General features: G+C 42.1%; 11 protein-coding genes, 2 tRNA genes and 3 rRNA genes. 12 read left to right on the forward strand and 4 right to left on the reverse strand.

From position 1 onward, the window contains the following. Positions 1 to 9 precede the first annotated feature (9 nt). The 10 genes from OK025_RS11260 to OK025_RS11305 all read left to right on the forward strand — a co-directional run bounded on the left by OK025_RS11260 (position 10) and on the right by OK025_RS11305 (position 8,952). Positions 10 to 702 (forward strand): CDP-alcohol phosphatidyltransferase family protein, encoded by a 693-nt coding sequence (locus tag OK025_RS11260; protein ID WP_317669537.1) that lies wholly within the window; start codon positions 10 to 12, stop codon positions 700 to 702. Further along, positions 702 to 1,100 (forward strand): GtrA family protein, encoded by a 399-nt coding sequence (locus OK025_RS11265; protein WP_317669538.1) that lies wholly within the window; start codon positions 702 to 704, stop codon positions 1,098 to 1,100. Before OK025_RS11260 ends, OK025_RS11265 begins: the two co-directional genes overlap by 1 nt. Positions 1,101 to 2,021: 921 nt before the next feature. Beyond that, positions 2,022 to 2,183: a hypothetical protein gene (locus tag OK025_RS11270; protein WP_317667786.1), complete on the forward strand. Its 162-nt coding sequence runs from the start codon at positions 2,022 to 2,024 to the stop codon at positions 2,181 to 2,183. Positions 2,184 to 2,296: 113 nt separating this feature from the next. After that, positions 2,297 to 3,826: ribosomal RNA gene (locus OK025_RS11275) — 16S ribosomal RNA — on the forward strand. A 120-nt stretch (positions 3,827 to 3,946) separates the two neighbouring features. Then, a tRNA-Ile gene (locus OK025_RS11280) sits at positions 3,947 to 4,020 on the forward strand. 11 nt (positions 4,021 to 4,031) lie between these two features. Beyond that, positions 4,032 to 4,105: transfer RNA gene (locus tag OK025_RS11285), tRNA-Ala, on the forward strand. 228 nt (positions 4,106 to 4,333) lie between these two features. After that, positions 4,334 to 7,215: ribosomal RNA gene (locus tag OK025_RS11290) — 23S ribosomal RNA — on the forward strand. A 126-nt stretch (positions 7,216 to 7,341) separates the two neighbouring features. Continuing rightward, a 5S ribosomal RNA gene (gene rrf / locus OK025_RS11295) occupies positions 7,342 to 7,453 on the forward strand. The 16S, 23S and 5S rRNA genes sit together here with 2 tRNA genes alongside, the layout of an rRNA operon. A gap of 137 nt (positions 7,454 to 7,590) precedes the next feature. Continuing rightward, positions 7,591 to 7,875: a hypothetical protein gene (locus tag OK025_RS11300; RefSeq protein WP_317669539.1), complete on the forward strand. Its 285-nt coding sequence runs from the start codon at positions 7,591 to 7,593 to the stop codon at positions 7,873 to 7,875. 135 nt (positions 7,876 to 8,010) lie between these two features. Then, positions 8,011 to 8,952: a TIGR01212 family radical SAM protein gene (locus OK025_RS11305; protein ID WP_120333202.1), complete on the forward strand. Its 942-nt coding sequence runs from the start codon at positions 8,011 to 8,013 to the stop codon at positions 8,950 to 8,952. Between the two features lie 152 nt (positions 8,953 to 9,104). Here the strand turns inward: OK025_RS11305 and OK025_RS11310 are convergent, their stop codons facing one another. After that, positions 9,105 to 9,572 carry a nucleoside triphosphate pyrophosphohydrolase family protein gene (locus OK025_RS11310; RefSeq protein ID WP_046671593.1) on the reverse strand — a complete coding sequence of 156 codons (468 nt, stop codon included), beginning with the start codon at positions 9,570 to 9,572 and terminating at the stop codon, positions 9,105 to 9,107. Positions 9,573 to 9,666: 94 nt separating this feature from the next. Then, a complete protein-coding gene (locus OK025_RS11315; protein WP_317669540.1) occupies positions 9,667 to 11,274 on the reverse strand; it encodes a pseudouridine synthase in 1,608 nt (535 codons plus the stop codon). A gap of 242 nt (positions 11,275 to 11,516) precedes the next feature. On the opposite strand from OK025_RS11315, the gene OK025_RS11320 reads away from it, so the two are divergent. After that, complete coding sequence (locus tag OK025_RS11320) at positions 11,517 to 12,329, forward strand: lytic transglycosylase domain-containing protein (protein WP_317669541.1); 813 nt, start codon at positions 11,517 to 11,519, stop codon at positions 12,327 to 12,329. Positions 12,330 to 12,439: 110 nt separating this feature from the next. Here the strand turns inward: OK025_RS11320 and OK025_RS11325 are convergent, their stop codons facing one another. Together OK025_RS11325 and OK025_RS11330 are read right to left on the reverse strand one after the other, a co-directional pair. Beyond that, the gene (locus OK025_RS11325) at positions 12,440 to 13,093 is read right to left on the reverse strand and encodes an outer membrane lipoprotein carrier protein LolA (protein ID WP_317669542.1); all 654 of its coding nucleotides are present in this window, start codon (positions 13,091 to 13,093) and stop codon (positions 12,440 to 12,442) included. 1 nt (position 13,094) lies between these two features. After that, positions 13,095 to 15,830, reverse strand: coding sequence for a DNA translocase FtsK (locus OK025_RS11330; RefSeq protein WP_317669543.1), 2,736 nt, complete (start codon positions 15,828 to 15,830; stop codon positions 13,095 to 13,097). A 276-nt stretch (positions 15,831 to 16,106) separates the two neighbouring features. Here OK025_RS11330 and OK025_RS11335 point away from each other — a divergent pair, with 276 nt between their 5' ends. Next, entirely contained in the window at positions 16,107 to 16,616 is a 510-nt protein-coding gene (locus tag OK025_RS11335; RefSeq protein ID WP_317669544.1) for a GNAT family N-acetyltransferase, read from the forward strand. Positions 16,617 to 16,750: the final 134 nt, after the last annotated feature.

A 16,750-nucleotide genomic window follows, 5' to 3' on the forward strand; every position in this document is an offset into this window, starting at 1 on the left:
TCGCAGATAATGAGTGAGTTAAAAATAAATAAAAAACTTTTTCAGGATAGAAAGAGAACAAATATCTTAAGTGAACCCGAACAAAAACTTATTTCGTACCTCGTTCCTAGAATCCCCAATTGGATTACTTCGGATGGACTCACGGCAATTGGATTTTTAGGTTCCTTAATGATATTGGCGAGTTTTATATTGGCTGAATATGTTGATATTCGCTATTTGCTTTTAGGGATCCCTGGTTTCTTTGTGCAATGGTTTGGTGATTCATTAGATGGGCGTATCGCATTCTACCGCAATAAATCCCGTCGCTGGTACGGTTTTGCGCTGGATATTGTAATGGATTGGATCAGTACGGTTTTTATCGGATTGGGATATGTGCTGTATACCGTGGGTGACTTTAAGTATCTGGGATTTACATTGGTCGCATTATATGGCTGGGCAATGATCATTTCTCAGCTCAGGTATAGAATTACAGATAAGTATACGATTGACGCCGGAATTTTGGGACCGACTGAAATTCGGGTGATTATTTCATTGGTTATGCTCTTCGAAGTTTTAATGCCAGGATCTATTAATTGGTGTGTACTGGTAATCTGTATTGCACTTTTTATAATTAATACAAATGATACACGCCTACTTCTTAAATTAGGCGATGAAAAAGATAAAGAGGATAAATTGAAAAAACAGCAGGAGGAGGCTATTTAATGATGTCTTCAAAAGTTATTACTTTTTTAAAAGCTCAACTTTCCGCCTTTTTAGGCGGATTGTTTGATTTTGGAGTATACTCTGCTTGTTATAAGCTACTTCATATCAGTGCTCCTTTTTCTAATGCGATTAGTGGTAGCCTTGGTGCTGTTGTTAATTTTTTGATCAATCGATACTGGTCCTTTGGTAGTACGCAAAAGTCTGTAGGGAGTCAGCTATGGAAATTTGTGATTGTCGTCTGTGGTAGTATTACATTGAAGTCTACGGGAATTCATTTTCTGGTGGATGTATATCATGTAAACTTTTTGTTCTCGAAACTAGTCGTTGAGCTGCTCGTTTCTTTGGGCTTCAACTATACACTTCAGCGTTTTTGGGTTTTTAAAGCGGAGGAGAAATAGTAATTACCTAGTTTTGGTTTTGTAGGATGTTAGTTTGGCTCTTGTTCTACACTAAAAGGGTTCTTAGCGTCTTATCTCTGTTATATTCCTTCAAATCGCTGTGGTTTTCTGTTTCTCTGGAGCAAATTCGAGGTGAAGCGTGCTACTGTCTTATTTGTCGATTATATTTATTCGCTTTTATTTAGTTCTTCTTTAAACTAGATTTTAATTGGTATTTAGTTAGCTTTAAGTTAGGGTTAGTTTAGCTATAACCTAAGCTATACCTAAACTAACCCTAAGTAAACCCTAAGTAAACCCTATACGAAAACGAAAGTTGATCAAAGTTTACAATAAGTAATTCCTGGACCAAAATGTCGGGATCTGGAACCCTGCATAAATTCTAAAAAGAATCCCGGGCAAGTATTAAGGTAGTCATGCCATCCTCTGTTTCGCTGCGGTTGAGGGTCCCGGTCACGTCCTATCTCTATTATATATATCGATGGTATTAAACGTGGCGGATCTCTGTTGTTCTCTGTTCGGCTATGTTTGCGTTTTCCAATCTCCCTTTGCTATGTCGGTGGGGCCGTAGATCCGGCAGGTGCAATTCAGCATGTTTTCGTTACCAGATCCCGCTATCTGGCCCAATCTGGCGGCCGGATCAGCCATTCCAGCCCTCCGATCACCTGTTTTACAAAAAGAATCTCGCACCGTTACAGGCAGTTAAGGGGAAAATGAAATAAATAAGAACAAAAGGCTTGGAAGTTTGTTCCTAAACTCCCTATCTTTGCACCACTCCGCAAGGGAGGGACGGTTACCCCGAAAGAGGGAATCATGAAAAAAGAAGGGTTTAAGAGAAGTCTGGCAGGATCTAAAATCCCGCTCAGTTTATTTTAAACGCGGAAATCGAAAAAAGAGGAAAGAAAAAAAAACTTAAAAAAGTTTTTGGAAGTTCAGAAAAGATTTCTACCTTTGCAGTCCCAACGGAAACGAAGGGAAAAACAAAACGATAAAGAGTGGCGCAATGCCCATCGGAATAAAGCGGATACGGAAGTTGAAGCGACAGAGTTCTTTAAGAAAACACAATCATGTAAGCGTGACGAGTAGACAAACGAAAGTCATGAACAAATTCAAGTAATTCGTTCAATTCGATCCAAGATCAGAGATATAAAAAAAGAATTCTGATTATTATAAATAGTTGGAATCAAAAACTTCATTTTACAATGGAGAGTTTGATCCTGGCTCAGGATGAACGCTAGCGGCAGGCCTAATACATGCAAGTCGGACGGGATCCATCGGAGAGCTTGCTCGAAGATGGTGAGAGTGGCGCACGGGTGCGTAACGCGTGAGCAACCTACCTCTATCAGGGGGATAGCCTCTCGAAAGAGAGATTAACACCGCATAACATCAACAGTTCGCATGTTCAGTTGATTAAATATTTATAGGATAGAGATGGGCTCGCGTGACATTAGCTAGTTGGTAGGGTAACGGCTTACCAAGGCGACGATGTCTAGGGGCTCTGAGAGGAGAATCCCCCACACTGGTACTGAGACACGGACCAGACTCCTACGGGAGGCAGCAGTAAGGAATATTGGTCAATGGGCGGAAGCCTGAACCAGCCATGCCGCGTGCAGGATGACTGCCCTATGGGTTGTAAACTGCTTTTGTCCAGGAATAAACCTAGATACGTGTATCTAGCTGAATGTACTGGAAGAATAAGGATCGGCTAACTCCGTGCCAGCAGCCGCGGTAATACGGAGGATCCGAGCGTTATCCGGATTTATTGGGTTTAAAGGGTGCGTAGGCGGCCTATTAAGTCAGGGGTGAAATACGGTGGCTCAACCATCGCAGTGCCTTTGATACTGATGGGCTTGAATCCATTTGAAGTGGGCGGAATAAGACAAGTAGCGGTGAAATGCATAGATATGTCTTAGAACTCCGATTGCGAAGGCAGCTCACTAAGCTGGTATTGACGCTGATGCACGAAAGCGTGGGGATCGAACAGGATTAGATACCCTGGTAGTCCACGCCCTAAACGATGATAACTCGATGTTGGCGATAGACAGCCAGCGTCCAAGCGAAAGCGTTAAGTTATCCACCTGGGGAGTACGCCCGCAAGGGTGAAACTCAAAGGAATTGACGGGGGCCCGCACAAGCGGAGGAGCATGTGGTTTAATTCGATGATACGCGAGGAACCTTACCCGGGCTTGAAAGTTAGTGAAGAGTGCAGAGACGCACTCGTCCTTCGGGACACGAAACTAGGTGCTGCATGGCTGTCGTCAGCTCGTGCCGTGAGGTGTTGGGTTAAGTCCCGCAACGAGCGCAACCCCTATGTTTAGTTGCCAGCATGTAGTGGTGGGGACTCTAAACAGACTGCCTGTGCAAACAGAGAGGAAGGTGGGGACGACGTCAAGTCATCATGGCCCTTACGTCCGGGGCTACACACGTGCTACAATGGATGGTACAGCGGGCAGCTACATAGCAATATGATGCTAATCTCTAAAAGCCATTCACAGTTCGGATTGGGGTCTGCAACTCGACCCCATGAAGTTGGATTCGCTAGTAATCGCGTATCAGCAATGACGCGGTGAATACGTTCCCGGGCCTTGTACACACCGCCCGTCAAGCCATGAAAGTTGGGGGTACCTAAAGCATGTTACCGCAAGGAGCGTGTTAGGGTAAAACCGATAATTGGGGCTAAGTCGTAACAAGGTAGCCGTACCGGAAGGTGCGGCTGGAATACCTCCTTTCTAGAGTATCGAAGATCGGTGCTCGTCGCGTTACATATGATTGCAGAAGAAAAAACATCAGAAGAAAGTGCCCGCCCCTAAGGGAGCAGGACCGAGAGAAAGAGATGAACAAGATAAGCTAGTCCCGTAGCTCAGTTGGTTAGAGCACTACACTGATAATGTAGGGGTCAGCAGTTCAAATCTGCTCGGGACTACGAAAACGTTTGGGGAATTAGCTCAGCTGGCTAGAGCACCTGCCTTGCACGCAGGGGGTCAACGGTTCGAATCCGTTATTCTCCACATCTCCGGGGAAGTATATAGCGATATACTTCATCTATACCGGAAAAAGAGTTCTTTGACATATTGAAAGAGAAAAAAAATTACAAGAGAAGACAACAGTATAGAGACAATACGTGTATGTGTTCGATGTAGAGAGGAGACCCTCGGTGAATGCCGAACGAATCTTTACGTAGCATACGGGTATATATATCAAAAGCAGCCGCATAGTAGCAAAAGGCTATGCCGGTGAAGAAAGTAAATAAGGGCACACGGGGGATGCCTAGGCTCTCAGAGGCGAAGAAGGACGTGATAAGCTGCGATAAGCTTTGGGGATTGGCAAATGCGACTTGATCCAGAGATTTCCGAATGGGGCAACCTGACTATTTGAAGAATAGTCGTATAAAACGCGAACGCGCTGAACTGAAACATCTAAGTAGGCGTAGGAGAAGAAAATAACAATGATTTCCCAAGTAGTGGCGAGCGAACGGGAAAGAGCCCAAACCGGTCATGTTACGGCATGACCGGGGTTGTAGGACCACGACATTGTACAGCGCTATGAACTGGAAGCAGGTGGGAAACTGCGCGACAAGGGTGAGAGCCCCGTACAGGTAAAGAATGTTGACATAGTGGTATCCTGAGTACCGCGGGACCGGAGAAATCCTGTGGGAATCCACCAGCACCATCTGGTAAGGCTAAATACTCCTGAGAGACCGATAGTGAACCAGTACCGTGAGGGAAAGGTGAAAAGAACCCCGAACAGGGGAGTGAAAAGAACCTGAAACCGTGTGCTTACAAGCGGTTGGAGCAGGCAGGTCCTGTGACAGCGTGCCTTTTGCATAATGAGCCTACGAGTTACTCTTGTCTGGCAAGGTTAAGTCCTTCAGGGACGCAGCCGAAGCGAAAGCGAGTCTTAATAGGGCGCATAGTCAGATGAGGTAGACGCGAAACCTTGTGATCTACCCTTGGGCAGGTTGAAGTTGCAGTAACATGTAATGGAGGACCGAACCGATAAACGTTGAAAAGTTTCCGGATGACCTGAGGGTAGGGGTGAAAGGCCAATCAAACTGGGAAATAGCTCGTACTCCCCGAAATGTTTTTAGGAACAGCGTCGGCGTAGAGTTTGATAGAGGTAGAGCTACCGATTGGGTGCGGGGGAGTCAAATCCTACCAAATCCAGACGAACTCCGAATGCTATCAAATATAGCCGGCAGTGAGGCTTTGGGTGCTAAGGTCCAAGGCCGAGAGGGAAAGAACCCAGACCATCAGCTAAGGTCCCCAAATTCGTTCTAAGTTGAACTAACGAGGTCCGGTTGCCCAGACAGCTAGGATGTTGGCTTGGAAGCAGCCATTCATTTAAAGAGTGCGTAACAGCTCACTAGTCGAGCGGCCGGGCGTGGATAATAAACGGGCATCAAGAACGGTACCGAAGCTATGGATTTGTACTGAAAGATGTACATCTGGTAGGGGAGCATTCCATCGCCGGAGAAGCAGTTTGGCAATGAACTGTGGAGGTTATGGAAAAGCAAATGTAGGCATAAGTAACGATAAGGCGGGTGAGAAACCCGCCCACCGAAAGACCAAGGTTTCCTGATCAACGTTAATCGGATCAGGGTCAGTCGGGACCTAAGGCGCACCCGAAGGGGGCAAGCCGATGGACAACTGGTTAATATTCCAGTACTCTTCATAACTGCGATGTGGTGACGGAGTAGTGACACTGCCGCGAACTGACGGAATAGTTCGTTGAAAGGCGTAGGTATAGGGACGGTAGGCAAATCCGCCGACCCTGCTGAAACCCAATAGTACAGCAAAGCTCCGGTGGCGCTGATAGAGCAGGTAAACAGACTTCCAAGAAAACCCGCTAAGCTTCAGGTTATGAAGACCCGTACCGCAAACCGACACAGGTGGTCGAGGAGAGAATCCTAAGGTGCTCGAGTGAGTCATGGCTAAGGAACTCGGCAAAATGGCCCTGTAACTTCGGGAGAAGGGGCGCTGTCTCGTAAGAGCAGCCGCAGTGAAAAGGCCCAGGCGACTGTTTAACAAAAACATATGGCTTTGCAAAATCGCAAGATGAAGTATAAGGCCTGACACCTGCCCGGTGCTGGAAGGTTAAGAGGGGATGTCATCGCAAGAGAAGCATTGAATCGAAGCCCCAGTAAACGGCGGCCGTAACTATAACGGTCCTAAGGTAGCGAAATTCCTTGTCGGGTAAGTTCCGACCTGCACGAATGGTGTAACGATCTGGGCGCTGTCTCAGCCATGAGCTCGGTGAAATTGTGGTATCGGTGAAGACGCCGATTACCCGCAACGGGACGGAAAGACCCCATGCACCTTCACTATAGCTTAACATTGAGATTGGGTACAGGATGTGTAGGATAGGCGGGAGATGTTGAAGTGGCTTCGCCAGGAGTCATGGAATCAACCTTGAAATACCGCCCTTTCTGTATTCGGTTTCTAACTCGGCTATGTCGAGGACATTGTTTGGTGGGTAGTTTGACTGGGGTGGTCGCCTCCAAAAAGGTAACGGAGGCTTTCAAAGGTAAGCTCAGTACGCTTGGTAACCGTACGTGGAGTGCAATGGCATAAGCTTGCTTGACTGTGAGACCGACAAGTCGAACAGGGTCGAAAGACGGACATAGTGATCCGGTGGTTCTGTATGGAAGGGCCATCGCTCAAAGGATAAAAGGTACGCTGGGGATAACAGGCTGATCTCCCCCAAGAGCTCATATCGACGGGGAGGTTTGGCACCTCGATGTCGGCTCGTCACATCCTGGGGCTGGAGAAGGTCCCAAGGGTTGGGCTGTTCGCCCATTAAAGTGGCACGCGAGCTGGGTTCAGAACGTCGCGAGACAGTTCGGTCCCTATCTGTTGTGGGCGTTGGAAGTTTGAGTGGATCTGACCTTAGTACGAGAGGACCGGGTTGGACAGACCTCTGGTGAACCTGTTATGCCGCCAGGTGTACGGCAGGGTAGCTACGTCTGGAATAGATAAGCGCTGAAAGCATCTAAGTGCGAAACTAGCCACGAGATGAGACTTCCTTATAGGGTCGTAGAAGATGACTACGTTGATAGGCCATAGGTGTAAAGGTTGAGAGACCAAAGCCAAGTGGTACTAATAGCCCGAAGCTTTCTCAAGCAGACAGACACTGTTGTCTTCCTCTTTAATTTTTGAAACATACAGGAAACGAACCTCTTTCAATACATATGTCAGTTGGCATGATAACATGATAAGAATATCATAGATCATGCCAATAAAGATTTTTAGGTGCCTATATCGGCGGTGTCTACCTCTTCCCATTCCGAACAGAGCAGTCAAGCCCGCCAGAGCCGATGGTATTGCCGTAACAGGTGGGAGAGTAGGTCGGTGCCTTTTTTTACACGGAAGCCCTTGCTGGAAACAGTCAAGGGCTTCTTTCGTTTAGATACTTTCCTTATTAAGCATCTCGCCTGTTCTAGAACTCTCGTATCTAGGTTTTTTGTATATTGCTGTACATATTACTTACTGGCCATATGAGAAATTGTTTGATCATCGTCTATCTTTTCTTGTTTAATCTGAGATTAGGTATTTGCCAAGACAGACAGGATTACATTTTTGTTTCTTATGAAAACTATCTTCCAACCCCCAAGATAGGTATTGTTGATTTTTATAGGCAGTTAAATGAAAAATGGAAACGTGATAGGGATATGCTTAATGATGAAGCACATGTGGGATTCAAGGTCAATAAGGATAGCACTGTCAGCGTTGTTTCTAACAATTTTGATCATGTAGATATTATCTTGGGAGGATTTTCGTGACGGCTGTATCAGTTTAACATTTGATCCTGTAGATATTATCTTGGGAAGATTTTCGTAATGGCTGTATCAGTTTAACATTTGATCCTGAGAAAGTAATGGTCACATATGATTTTTATTGAGTAACTTTGCAGCGCAATGGGTACATTATTGGACAACGGAATTAAACCGTATAATCATTACGGGGCTTATTTAAAGCAAAAGTATAACGGACAGAAAGTGTTTAAAGTGATTGTGGATGGTAATTTTACTTGTCCCAATCGTGATGGTAGTAAGGGCTATGGTGGTTGTACTTACTGTAATGTAGATTCTTTTACACCGGATACTGCCCGGAAAATTCCTTCGATACGAGAGCAGGTAGAATCGGGTATTGAAAGAGCACGCAATAGCTATGGCGCCGAGAAGTTTATTATTTATTTCCAACCAAATACAAATACATATGCGCCGACGCATCTACTGAAAATGATGTATGATGAGGCCTTAAGTATTGATCCTGAAAATACTTTGGGGCTTTCTGTTGGTACACGTCCTGATTGTTTGGATTTTGAAAAGATTGCATTGTTGGAGTCTTATACAGATCGTTACGATGTGGATTTGGAAATGGGTATGGAATCGATCTACAACGATACATTGGAGCAGATCAATAGAGGCTGTTCTCACGACGAATTTGTTCAGGCCATGGATATGCTGAAAGATACCCCTTTGGAACTTTGTGTACATACAATCTTTGGCTTCCCATGGGAATCTGAAGAAATGATGTTGAAATATGCAGATGAAATCAACCGCTTCCCACAGATCAAATTTGTGAAGCTGCATCACCTACATATTGTAGAGGGATCTATTATGGGGGTTAAGTTCAAACGTGAGCCCTTTGAACTTTTTTCGATGGAAGGTTACACCGAGTTCTTAGCGAAGTTTATTCCTCGATTGCGTCCTGATCTGATCATTCAACGTATTTTCGGGATTGCAGATAAAGAATTGTTAATTGCCCCGAATTGGGGCTTACCGAAATCAGGTATTCAAACATACATCGATAAGGGATTGGAAGCACGTCAGGTCGTGCAAGGAAGTCTTTTTTAGTCGCCTCCAATAATTTCTACTCTTTTGATAGATCATTGGATGCTATCGTGTTTAATAAATATATTCCGCGCTATAAAAAACAGCAAAGGCTTCTCTAAAGAAGCCTTTGCTGTTTACCTATAAAAAAATAGGGTACGATCACCATCTTTTATTTAGCCCTCAACAATCGTTTTTAGATCGGCTGGAGAGTAATTGATAGATTTTAACGTTTTATTGTCGGCTGTTCTGAATACCAGAAATTTGCCATCAACTTCTTTATAATAGGATTCTACACCTTTTAATTTATAGTGCTCTTGTGTAGCGATGGCTTCTGCTTCGTCTTTACATGCCTTGCTCATATTGGAACGTTGAACTTCATCAAAAAGAGCTGAGAATTTATCTTTTAAACCAAATTCTAATACCGCTCCAGCAAGTACATATTGAATGTCACATAGTGCGTCTGCAATCTCTACCAAATCCTTATCCTGGATGGCTTCTTCTAATTCTTTTAATTCCTCAGCGATCAATGATACCCGTAAGGCACATCTTTGTTCAGATGGAATCGTAGGGGTGTCTAGGATTGGATGTTGGAATGTTTTATGGAATTCCGCAACGGATGAAAGTGTTTTCGGATCAGTCATATTCTTTGTTGTTTTATTTGAAAGAGCAAATATAAAAAATAAAGGACGGTTAACTGAATGACCGTCCTTTATTTTTATTTATCTTCTTAAGCGATTAAATCAGGTGCTTTAATTGCACGATTTCACGTTCCTCTAAATATCTCCAACGGCCACGTGGAAGATCTTTTTTCGTCAAGTTTGCATAAACCACACGGTCCAATTTAACGACTTCATATCCTAATGACTCAAAAATACGACGTACGATACGATTTTTTCCTGAGTGGATTTGGATGCCAACTTCACGTTTTGATCCACCTTGAACATAACTCAAGTCATCGGGTTTGATTACACCATCTTCTAATTCGATACCAAAGCTGATTTTGTTAAAATCACCTTGTGTAAGGCTTTTGTTTAACTCGACATTATAGATTTTGCTGATGCTGTTGCGCGGGTGTGAAAGTTTTTCAGCAAGACTACCATCATTTGTCATTAAAAGAAGTCCCGTCGTGTTTCTGTCAAGACGACCAACAGGATAAATTCTTTCTTTTGTCGCTTTAGAAACAAGTTCCATTACGGTATGACGCTCCTGAGGATCATCTGTAGTCGTGATATAATCTTTTGGTTTGTTCAACAGAACATAAACATTTTTTTCACGTTTTAAACGTTCGTTGTTGTAACGGATTTCATCTGTTGCAGGATCTACCTTGGTACCCAATTCAGTAACAGGTTCTCCATTTACCCAAATGACACCAGCAATGATAAGTTCATCAGCTTTACGTCTTGAACAAATACCAGCATTGGCGATGTAACGATTTAAACGAACTAAGCCGTCATCCTCTGCATCCTCTGCTTTTTTCTTTGGACGTTTAATATATTGTTTATCACCAAAGTTTTTGTTGTCATCAAAATTTCTACTTCTTTCGCCATCAAACTTTCTGTTAGAAGGTCTTGAAGAGTCATTTCTGTCTGAACGTTTGAAACTGTCTCTTTTATCAAAAGAACGCTCTGATCTATCGAATGATCTTGGGCTGTCATTTCTTTCTGAACGTTTGAAGTTATCTTTTTTATCGAAAGAACGCTCAAAAGATCTTGGAGAGTCATTTCTGTCTGAACGTTTGAAACTATCTCTTTTGTCAAAAGAACGTTCTGATCTATCAAAAGATCTTGAGGAGTCATTTCTGTCTGTTCGTTTGAAGTTATCCTTTTTATCGAAAGAACGCTCTGAACGGTCAAAAGATCTTGAGGAGTCATTTCTGTCTGTACGTTTGAAACTATCTCTTTTATCGAAAGAACGCTCTGAGCGGTCAAAAGATCTTGAAGAGTCATTTCTATCGGAACGTTTGAAGTTATCTTTTTTGTCAAAAGAACGTTCTGATCTATCAAATTTATTGAAGGAATCTTTTTTGTCAAAAGATCTTGAAGAATCATTTTTATCAAAGGAGCGTCCTCCTCTACCAAAGGATTTTTCTGAATTATCTTTTGAACGGAAGGAATTGTTCTCTCCTCGGAAGGGAGGTTTGTCTGAGAATTTTTTAGATCCGAATGATCTGTTCTCACGATTATCATCTTTTCTGAAAGAACCTCTTTCAGATTGGTCATTCGACCCATATGATTTTTTTCCGAAACTATTGTTCTTATCGCCTCTAGATTTGAAGCTATCTGAGTTGCCTCGTGACTTTCTGGAGTTGTCATCACGACTGTTCCTTTTATTGCTGAATGGCATTGTGTTTTGCTAAAATGTGAACCACAAAGTTAGGTATAATTTTGGGTTTTGCGAAAAAATCCTTATCTTTTTGTCTTTTCTTGGATTTGCTGCGTTTTTACGCTAAAAAAGCCACTTTAAGTTGTCTGTAATGTAACTATTTGTTTTTTAAATAAATAGTGTTTACCTTTGTACCCTTGAATTTGAACCAAGCTATTTTTTGATCGATTGGAGTCGTGGATAGGATAGCATTAAGGGAGTGAATGATAAGAAAGAAAGTTTTATGTAGTAGTTTGATTTTGTTTGCTTTATTGCTGTCAAAATTATACTCAACCCCACACAACAACGCTTCAAACGGCGATAAGATCGTTGAACCGAAGCTCGTAGTAGTTCCCGCTCATCATGGGAACGAAGAAGAAAAAAAAGAAAAAAGCAATTCGTTTGAATCTTATATGAATTCATTGACATTTGCTGAAGATTCATTACCGATGGATCGTCCGCTTGTGGAAAGTAAATTGCGCAAATTTTTCAATCGATTCTCGTTTAAAAAAACAGGATCATACGATATGCACAAAAAGGCAGAGACCTATTTGCCTATGATCGCAAAGATCCTTAAATCACATGGTATTCCTGAAGATTTTAAGTACATTCCATTGGTGGAAAGCGGCCTTAGTAAAGCTGTTGTTTCATCTAAGGGTGCTGGTGGTTATTGGCAGTTTATGCCGGCAACAGCGCGATTGTATGGATTGAAAGTCAATGGTACAGTAGATGACCGGAAAGATCTTGTCAAATCTACACATGCTGCTGCCAGATACCTGAAATACCTGTATGCCCAATTTGGAAACTGGACCTTGGTAGCTGCAGCATATAATGTCGGTGATGGTAGTTTAAGAGGTTCTATAAGGAGACAAAAAAAGGACGACTATTTTGCATTGAAATTGAATAATGAAACGGGTTCGTATGTGTACAAACTTGTTTCTATGAAGGAAATTATCGAACATCCGCAAAAGCATGGTTATTCGCGTTATGCAAACAAAGAAAGCGAGACGTTGGATAAGGAACCTAATATGCTATAAAATTGCGTAAAGTACAATAACGATTAAAGTACCATAAAAAAGGCTTTCCAGTATTGGAAAGCCTTTTTTATGGTACTGCGTTTAATCCGAGTTATAGCGTCGATAGATTTTTATCTTAAGTCGACGATTTCAAAACCTTTGTAATCATTTTTGTTGAATGCGAATAGACTACCTGAAAATGCTTTATTTCCTTCCTGCGAAGTTAATGTATACGTATAGCGATTACCACTTTTATCAAAAACGGTCGTATCATAGATCAGGTTGCTTGCCTTATTGATACGCAGCTTTATCTTTGAATAGTTTTTTTTGCTATCGAGGGGACTTAATTCAACGACACTTAGCGTAAGTCCCTTTACCTTTTCAGTATTGTTCAAGGTATATTTAAAACCGCTGGTGTAGAAGCTGAATATGTTTGTTGGATTGATCTCGTTGGTCGAATTGCTTGCTTCTGAGATTTCAACTTCCTTTTCGGCTTTCATGATATTCCACTGTGTCTTGGAATCCGATATCAATACTTGATTTTTGGTATTGACCTGGTACTTGTTGTTACTCTTGTCCAGGTATATTGTTCCAGCGTCAGTATGTGAGCCGCCATTAGCTTGTTTAATAGCTAATGAGAAGTTGGCCTGTATTGTTTTGTATGCATTGTACTTTTGGCTTACTTTCGTCAGTAATGCTTTAGCAGCGGCATCATTTTGTGCATAACTGTTTTGGCTGTATGCAATAATTAGCAAACCTACCATAAACCACAATTGTTTTTTCATCTTAGTTGTCCTTTCTTAACGTCTCCAAAAATTGTTCTAATGAATACTCATCTGGATAAAGTACCTCGCGGGCCTTACTTCCTTCAAATGGACCTACAATTCCAGCAGCTTCCAATTGATCGATGATTCGTCCTGCTCTGTTATAACCCAATTTTAATTTACGTTGGATTAATGAAGTTGAGCCTTGCTGATGCATGACAATCAATCGGGCAGCTTCTTCGAACAACTGATCGCGGTCTTTGGGATCAAAATCCACACTACCAGAACCATCTCCGTTTTCGTCTACGTATTCCGGTAGCATAAATGCCGAAGGGTAGCCTCGTTGTGCACCGATGTAGTCGGAAATTTGTTCAACCTCTGGCGTATCAACAAAAGCACACTGAATACGTATCAAATCACTTCCAGTCGCTAGAAGCATGTCACCCCGACCGATCAACTGATCTGCACCGCCTGTATCTAGAATGGTCCGTGAATCGACTTTCGATAATACACGGAATGCAAGACGTGCAGGGAAGTTGGCCTTGATTGTACCGGTAATGATATTGACAGAAGGACGTTGGGTTGCAATAACCAGGTGAATCCCTACCGCACGGGCCAATTGTGCCAATCGTGCAATCGGTGTTTCGACCTCTTTTCCTGCTGTCATCATCAAGTCGGCAAACTCATCAACAATAAGAACGATATATGGTAAGAATCGATGACCCTCCTCAGGGTTTAATCTGCGATTGATAAATTTTGCATTATATTCCTTTAAATTCCGTACCTGTGCATTTTTTAACAAATCATAACGTTGATCCATCTCTATACACAGAGAATTTAAGGTGTTGATTACCTTCTTCGTATCGGTAATAATTGCATCTCCGTCGTCAGGTAATTTTGCGAGGAAGTGGCGCTCTACTTTTTTGAATAGTGAAAGTTCTACTTTCTTCGGGTCAACAAGGACAAATTTTAATTCGGCCGGATGCTTTTTATACAGTAAAGAGGTCAGAATGGCGTTGATACCTACTGATTTACCTTGTCCGGTCGCTCCCGCAACTAGAAGGTGAGGCATTTTAGCTAAATCGGCAATATAAACTTCATTGGAAATCGTTTTACCTAAAGCAATCGGGAGATCCATGTCTGTTTTCTGAAATTTCTCCGTAGCAAGTACCGATCGCATGGAAACCATTTCGGGATTGGAGTTTGGTACCTCAATACCGATTGTCCCCTTTCCGGGCATAGGTGCAATAATCCGTATACCCAATGCGGCAAGACTTAAAGCAATGTCATCTTCCAGGTTTTTGATTTTTGAAATCCTTACACCTGGTTTTGGTATAATTTCATACAAAGTTACCGTTGGACCTATAGTAGCTTTGATACTTTCTATTTCGATGCTGTAATTTCTCAGTGTATCAACAATCCTGTTTTTGTTCGCTTCGAGTTCCTGTTGATTGATGGTTATTTTACCTCCTCCATAGTCCTTCAATAAATCCAATGCTGGATGTTGATAACCGGAAAGATCCAATTTGGGGTCATACTGTCCGAATTGGGCCACAAGGTCACTGGCAGTGATCTCTTTTTCCTCTTTGATATCCTCTACCACCAAACCAGGTACTGCATCGGCTTCAATGGCAGCTTCTGGCTCTTGCTGAGGTTCTGCTTCAATTTTCGGTGCTTGATATTCCCGGACTAACGGTAATTCTTCCGCTTCCAATTCTTCATTCGGCTGATCAATGGTGAAACTGATTGAAGGTGTGTGCTCTGTTCGTTCCATAGGACTGTCGTCGAAGGAAAGCACCACCTTGTCTTTCGGATCAATCTGCACTTCAGGTATTGGGTGATGGGTAAAAGCAGGACGCTGAAGTTCTTCCTGCACATCTTTTTCACGAGCAGATTGAAATCGCTCATTGATTGATGTTGGGCGTTGAAAAGATTCCCGTACAGATTGGATGGAATCATCTTCAATATGAATTTTGTTTCTTAGATTTTGTGGGGCGTATTCATCCTCATCCTCATCGTCCATATCTTCGGAGAATGACTTGGATTTCCTGTTACTGAATAGGACAAATTTAAAATCGAGGTTGTAAAGTAAGATTAATGTCGTCAGATAGGCAAAAGCCAATATACAGCCAACGCCGACAATGCCAACTTGTGCTTCCAATAATTTATTGGTCCAAAAACCAAATTTCCCCTCGAGCATATGCGGTGTATCGGCCATAAATCCATGCAGGAAGCCTAATGTTACCGAGATAAAAACGATAGCGACAAAAGAATAGACCACCGTACGGTACAATGGAAGCAATGATTTCTTGAACAACAGGCGATATCCTAAAATGAATAATACCGGGATAAAGAGAAAAGATGCGACGCCAAACCATTCGTACATAAATTGGTTTGCAAGCAAAGCACCAAATTTCCCTAGTTTATTATCGACTACGGGTAAATCAACTGCTTCATCATGAATTTCTTCTGTAGATCTAAATAATGTTGACCATCCGCCATTGGTTTTTGCGATATAACTTTGATCGTCTTCCCAAGTAAATAGGTAGGATACGAAAGCGGTCGCAAATGCCAATGAAAGCAAGATCAATAAAATTCCTAATATCTTGACAGCCTTTTGCTGTGCATCAGAATAATCTCTTGGTACACTATTTTTTTGACTTTTTTCTTTTTTAAATGTTGTTGATTCCTTTTGAGGGGCACGTTTGCCGGAAACTGAATTCCCTGTCTGCCTAAATGTATTTCCTTTGTTTGACATTGAAAAGCTCACAATTATACTGCTTACAAACTTAGTTATTTTGATAGTATTTTAAAGATGCCGATAGCCTAATTATTTTAAGTTTGTCGTTTTTTATGCATGAATAAATTTAGATGTAGCTAAAAAGCTTGATAGTTATAATGACTAGCAAATACTATGCCCTGCAAATGGGTTTGACCAAAGAATGTGGATATCAATGCAGATTGCCACTGTTTTGCTGTATTCTTTGGAGTTGCTGTAAAATATGTAGTTTTACGAATAAAAATAACAGATAGGATGAACAAGTTTGAAATACGAAAAGCGACATTAGCTGATAAAGGACGGATTTGGGAAATTATACAACAAGCAATTTCTCTCAGGAAAGAACAAGGTAGCCGACAATGGCAAGATGGTTATCCGAATGAAGATGTGGTGCAGTCGGATATTGATAAGGGCTATGGGCATGTCGTTGAGGTGGAGGATAGGATTGTAGGTTATGTTGCTATTATTTTTGATGTCGAACCTGCTTATAATGATATTGACGGAAAATGGTTAAGTGATGGTCCTTATGTCGGTATACACCGATTGGCTTCGGCGCAGGATCCGCATATGAAAGGTGTGGGGACGGCTATTATGTCTGGGGTGGAGAAGATCGCGGTTCATCATGGGGTTTATAGTATTAAGGTGGATACTAATTTCGACAATGGAGGAATGTTGCATGTATTCGAAAAGCTGGGATATCAATATTGTGGGGAGGTACATTTTAGAGGAGCTGCACGTAAGGCATTTGAAAAACTATTAAAATAACCGGACCGATTTTTTCAGCGGAGGAGGAAGAGCTTTGGATTGTATAAAAAAGTCCCTTTTGAGTTGTTCAAAAGGGACTTTTTTATACTTATGGATTATTAAAATGGAATGCTGACGATTACTTATGGATTATT

The sequence above is a fragment of the Sphingobacterium sp. UGAL515B_05 genome (genome assembly GCF_033097525.1).
In the GTDB taxonomy this organism is placed as follows: Bacteria; Bacteroidota; Bacteroidia; order Sphingobacteriales; family Sphingobacteriaceae; genus Sphingobacterium.

What these genes read in the sequence shown, in the direction of transcription:
- OK025_RS11260 (WP_317669537.1), top strand. Translation starts at nt 10, where the DNA reads ATGAGTGAGTTAAAAATAAATAAAAAACTTTTTCAGGATAGAAAGAGA.
- OK025_RS11265 (WP_317669538.1), top strand. Translation starts at nt 702, where the DNA reads ATGATGTCTTCAAAAGTTATTACTTTTTTAAAAGCTCAACTTTCCGCC.
- OK025_RS11300 (WP_317669539.1), top strand. Translation starts at nt 7,591, where the DNA reads ATGAGAAATTGTTTGATCATCGTCTATCTTTTCTTGTTTAATCTGAGA.
- OK025_RS11305 (WP_120333202.1), top strand. Translation starts at nt 8,011, where the DNA reads ATGGGTACATTATTGGACAACGGAATTAAACCGTATAATCATTACGGG.
- OK025_RS11310 (WP_046671593.1), bottom strand. Translation starts at nt 9,572, where the DNA reads ATGACTGATCCGAAAACACTTTCATCCGTTGCGGAATTCCATAAAACA.
- OK025_RS11315 (WP_317669540.1), bottom strand. Translation starts at nt 11,274, where the DNA reads ATGCCATTCAGCAATAAAAGGAACAGTCGTGATGACAACTCCAGAAAG.
- OK025_RS11320 (WP_317669541.1), top strand. Translation starts at nt 11,517, where the DNA reads ATGATAAGAAAGAAAGTTTTATGTAGTAGTTTGATTTTGTTTGCTTTA.
- OK025_RS11325 (WP_317669542.1), bottom strand. Translation starts at nt 13,093, where the DNA reads ATGAAAAAACAATTGTGGTTTATGGTAGGTTTGCTAATTATTGCATAC.
- OK025_RS11330 (WP_317669543.1), bottom strand. Translation starts at nt 15,830, where the DNA reads ATGTCAAACAAAGGAAATACATTTAGGCAGACAGGGAATTCAGTTTCC.
- OK025_RS11335 (WP_317669544.1), top strand. Translation starts at nt 16,107, where the DNA reads ATGAACAAGTTTGAAATACGAAAAGCGACATTAGCTGATAAAGGACGG.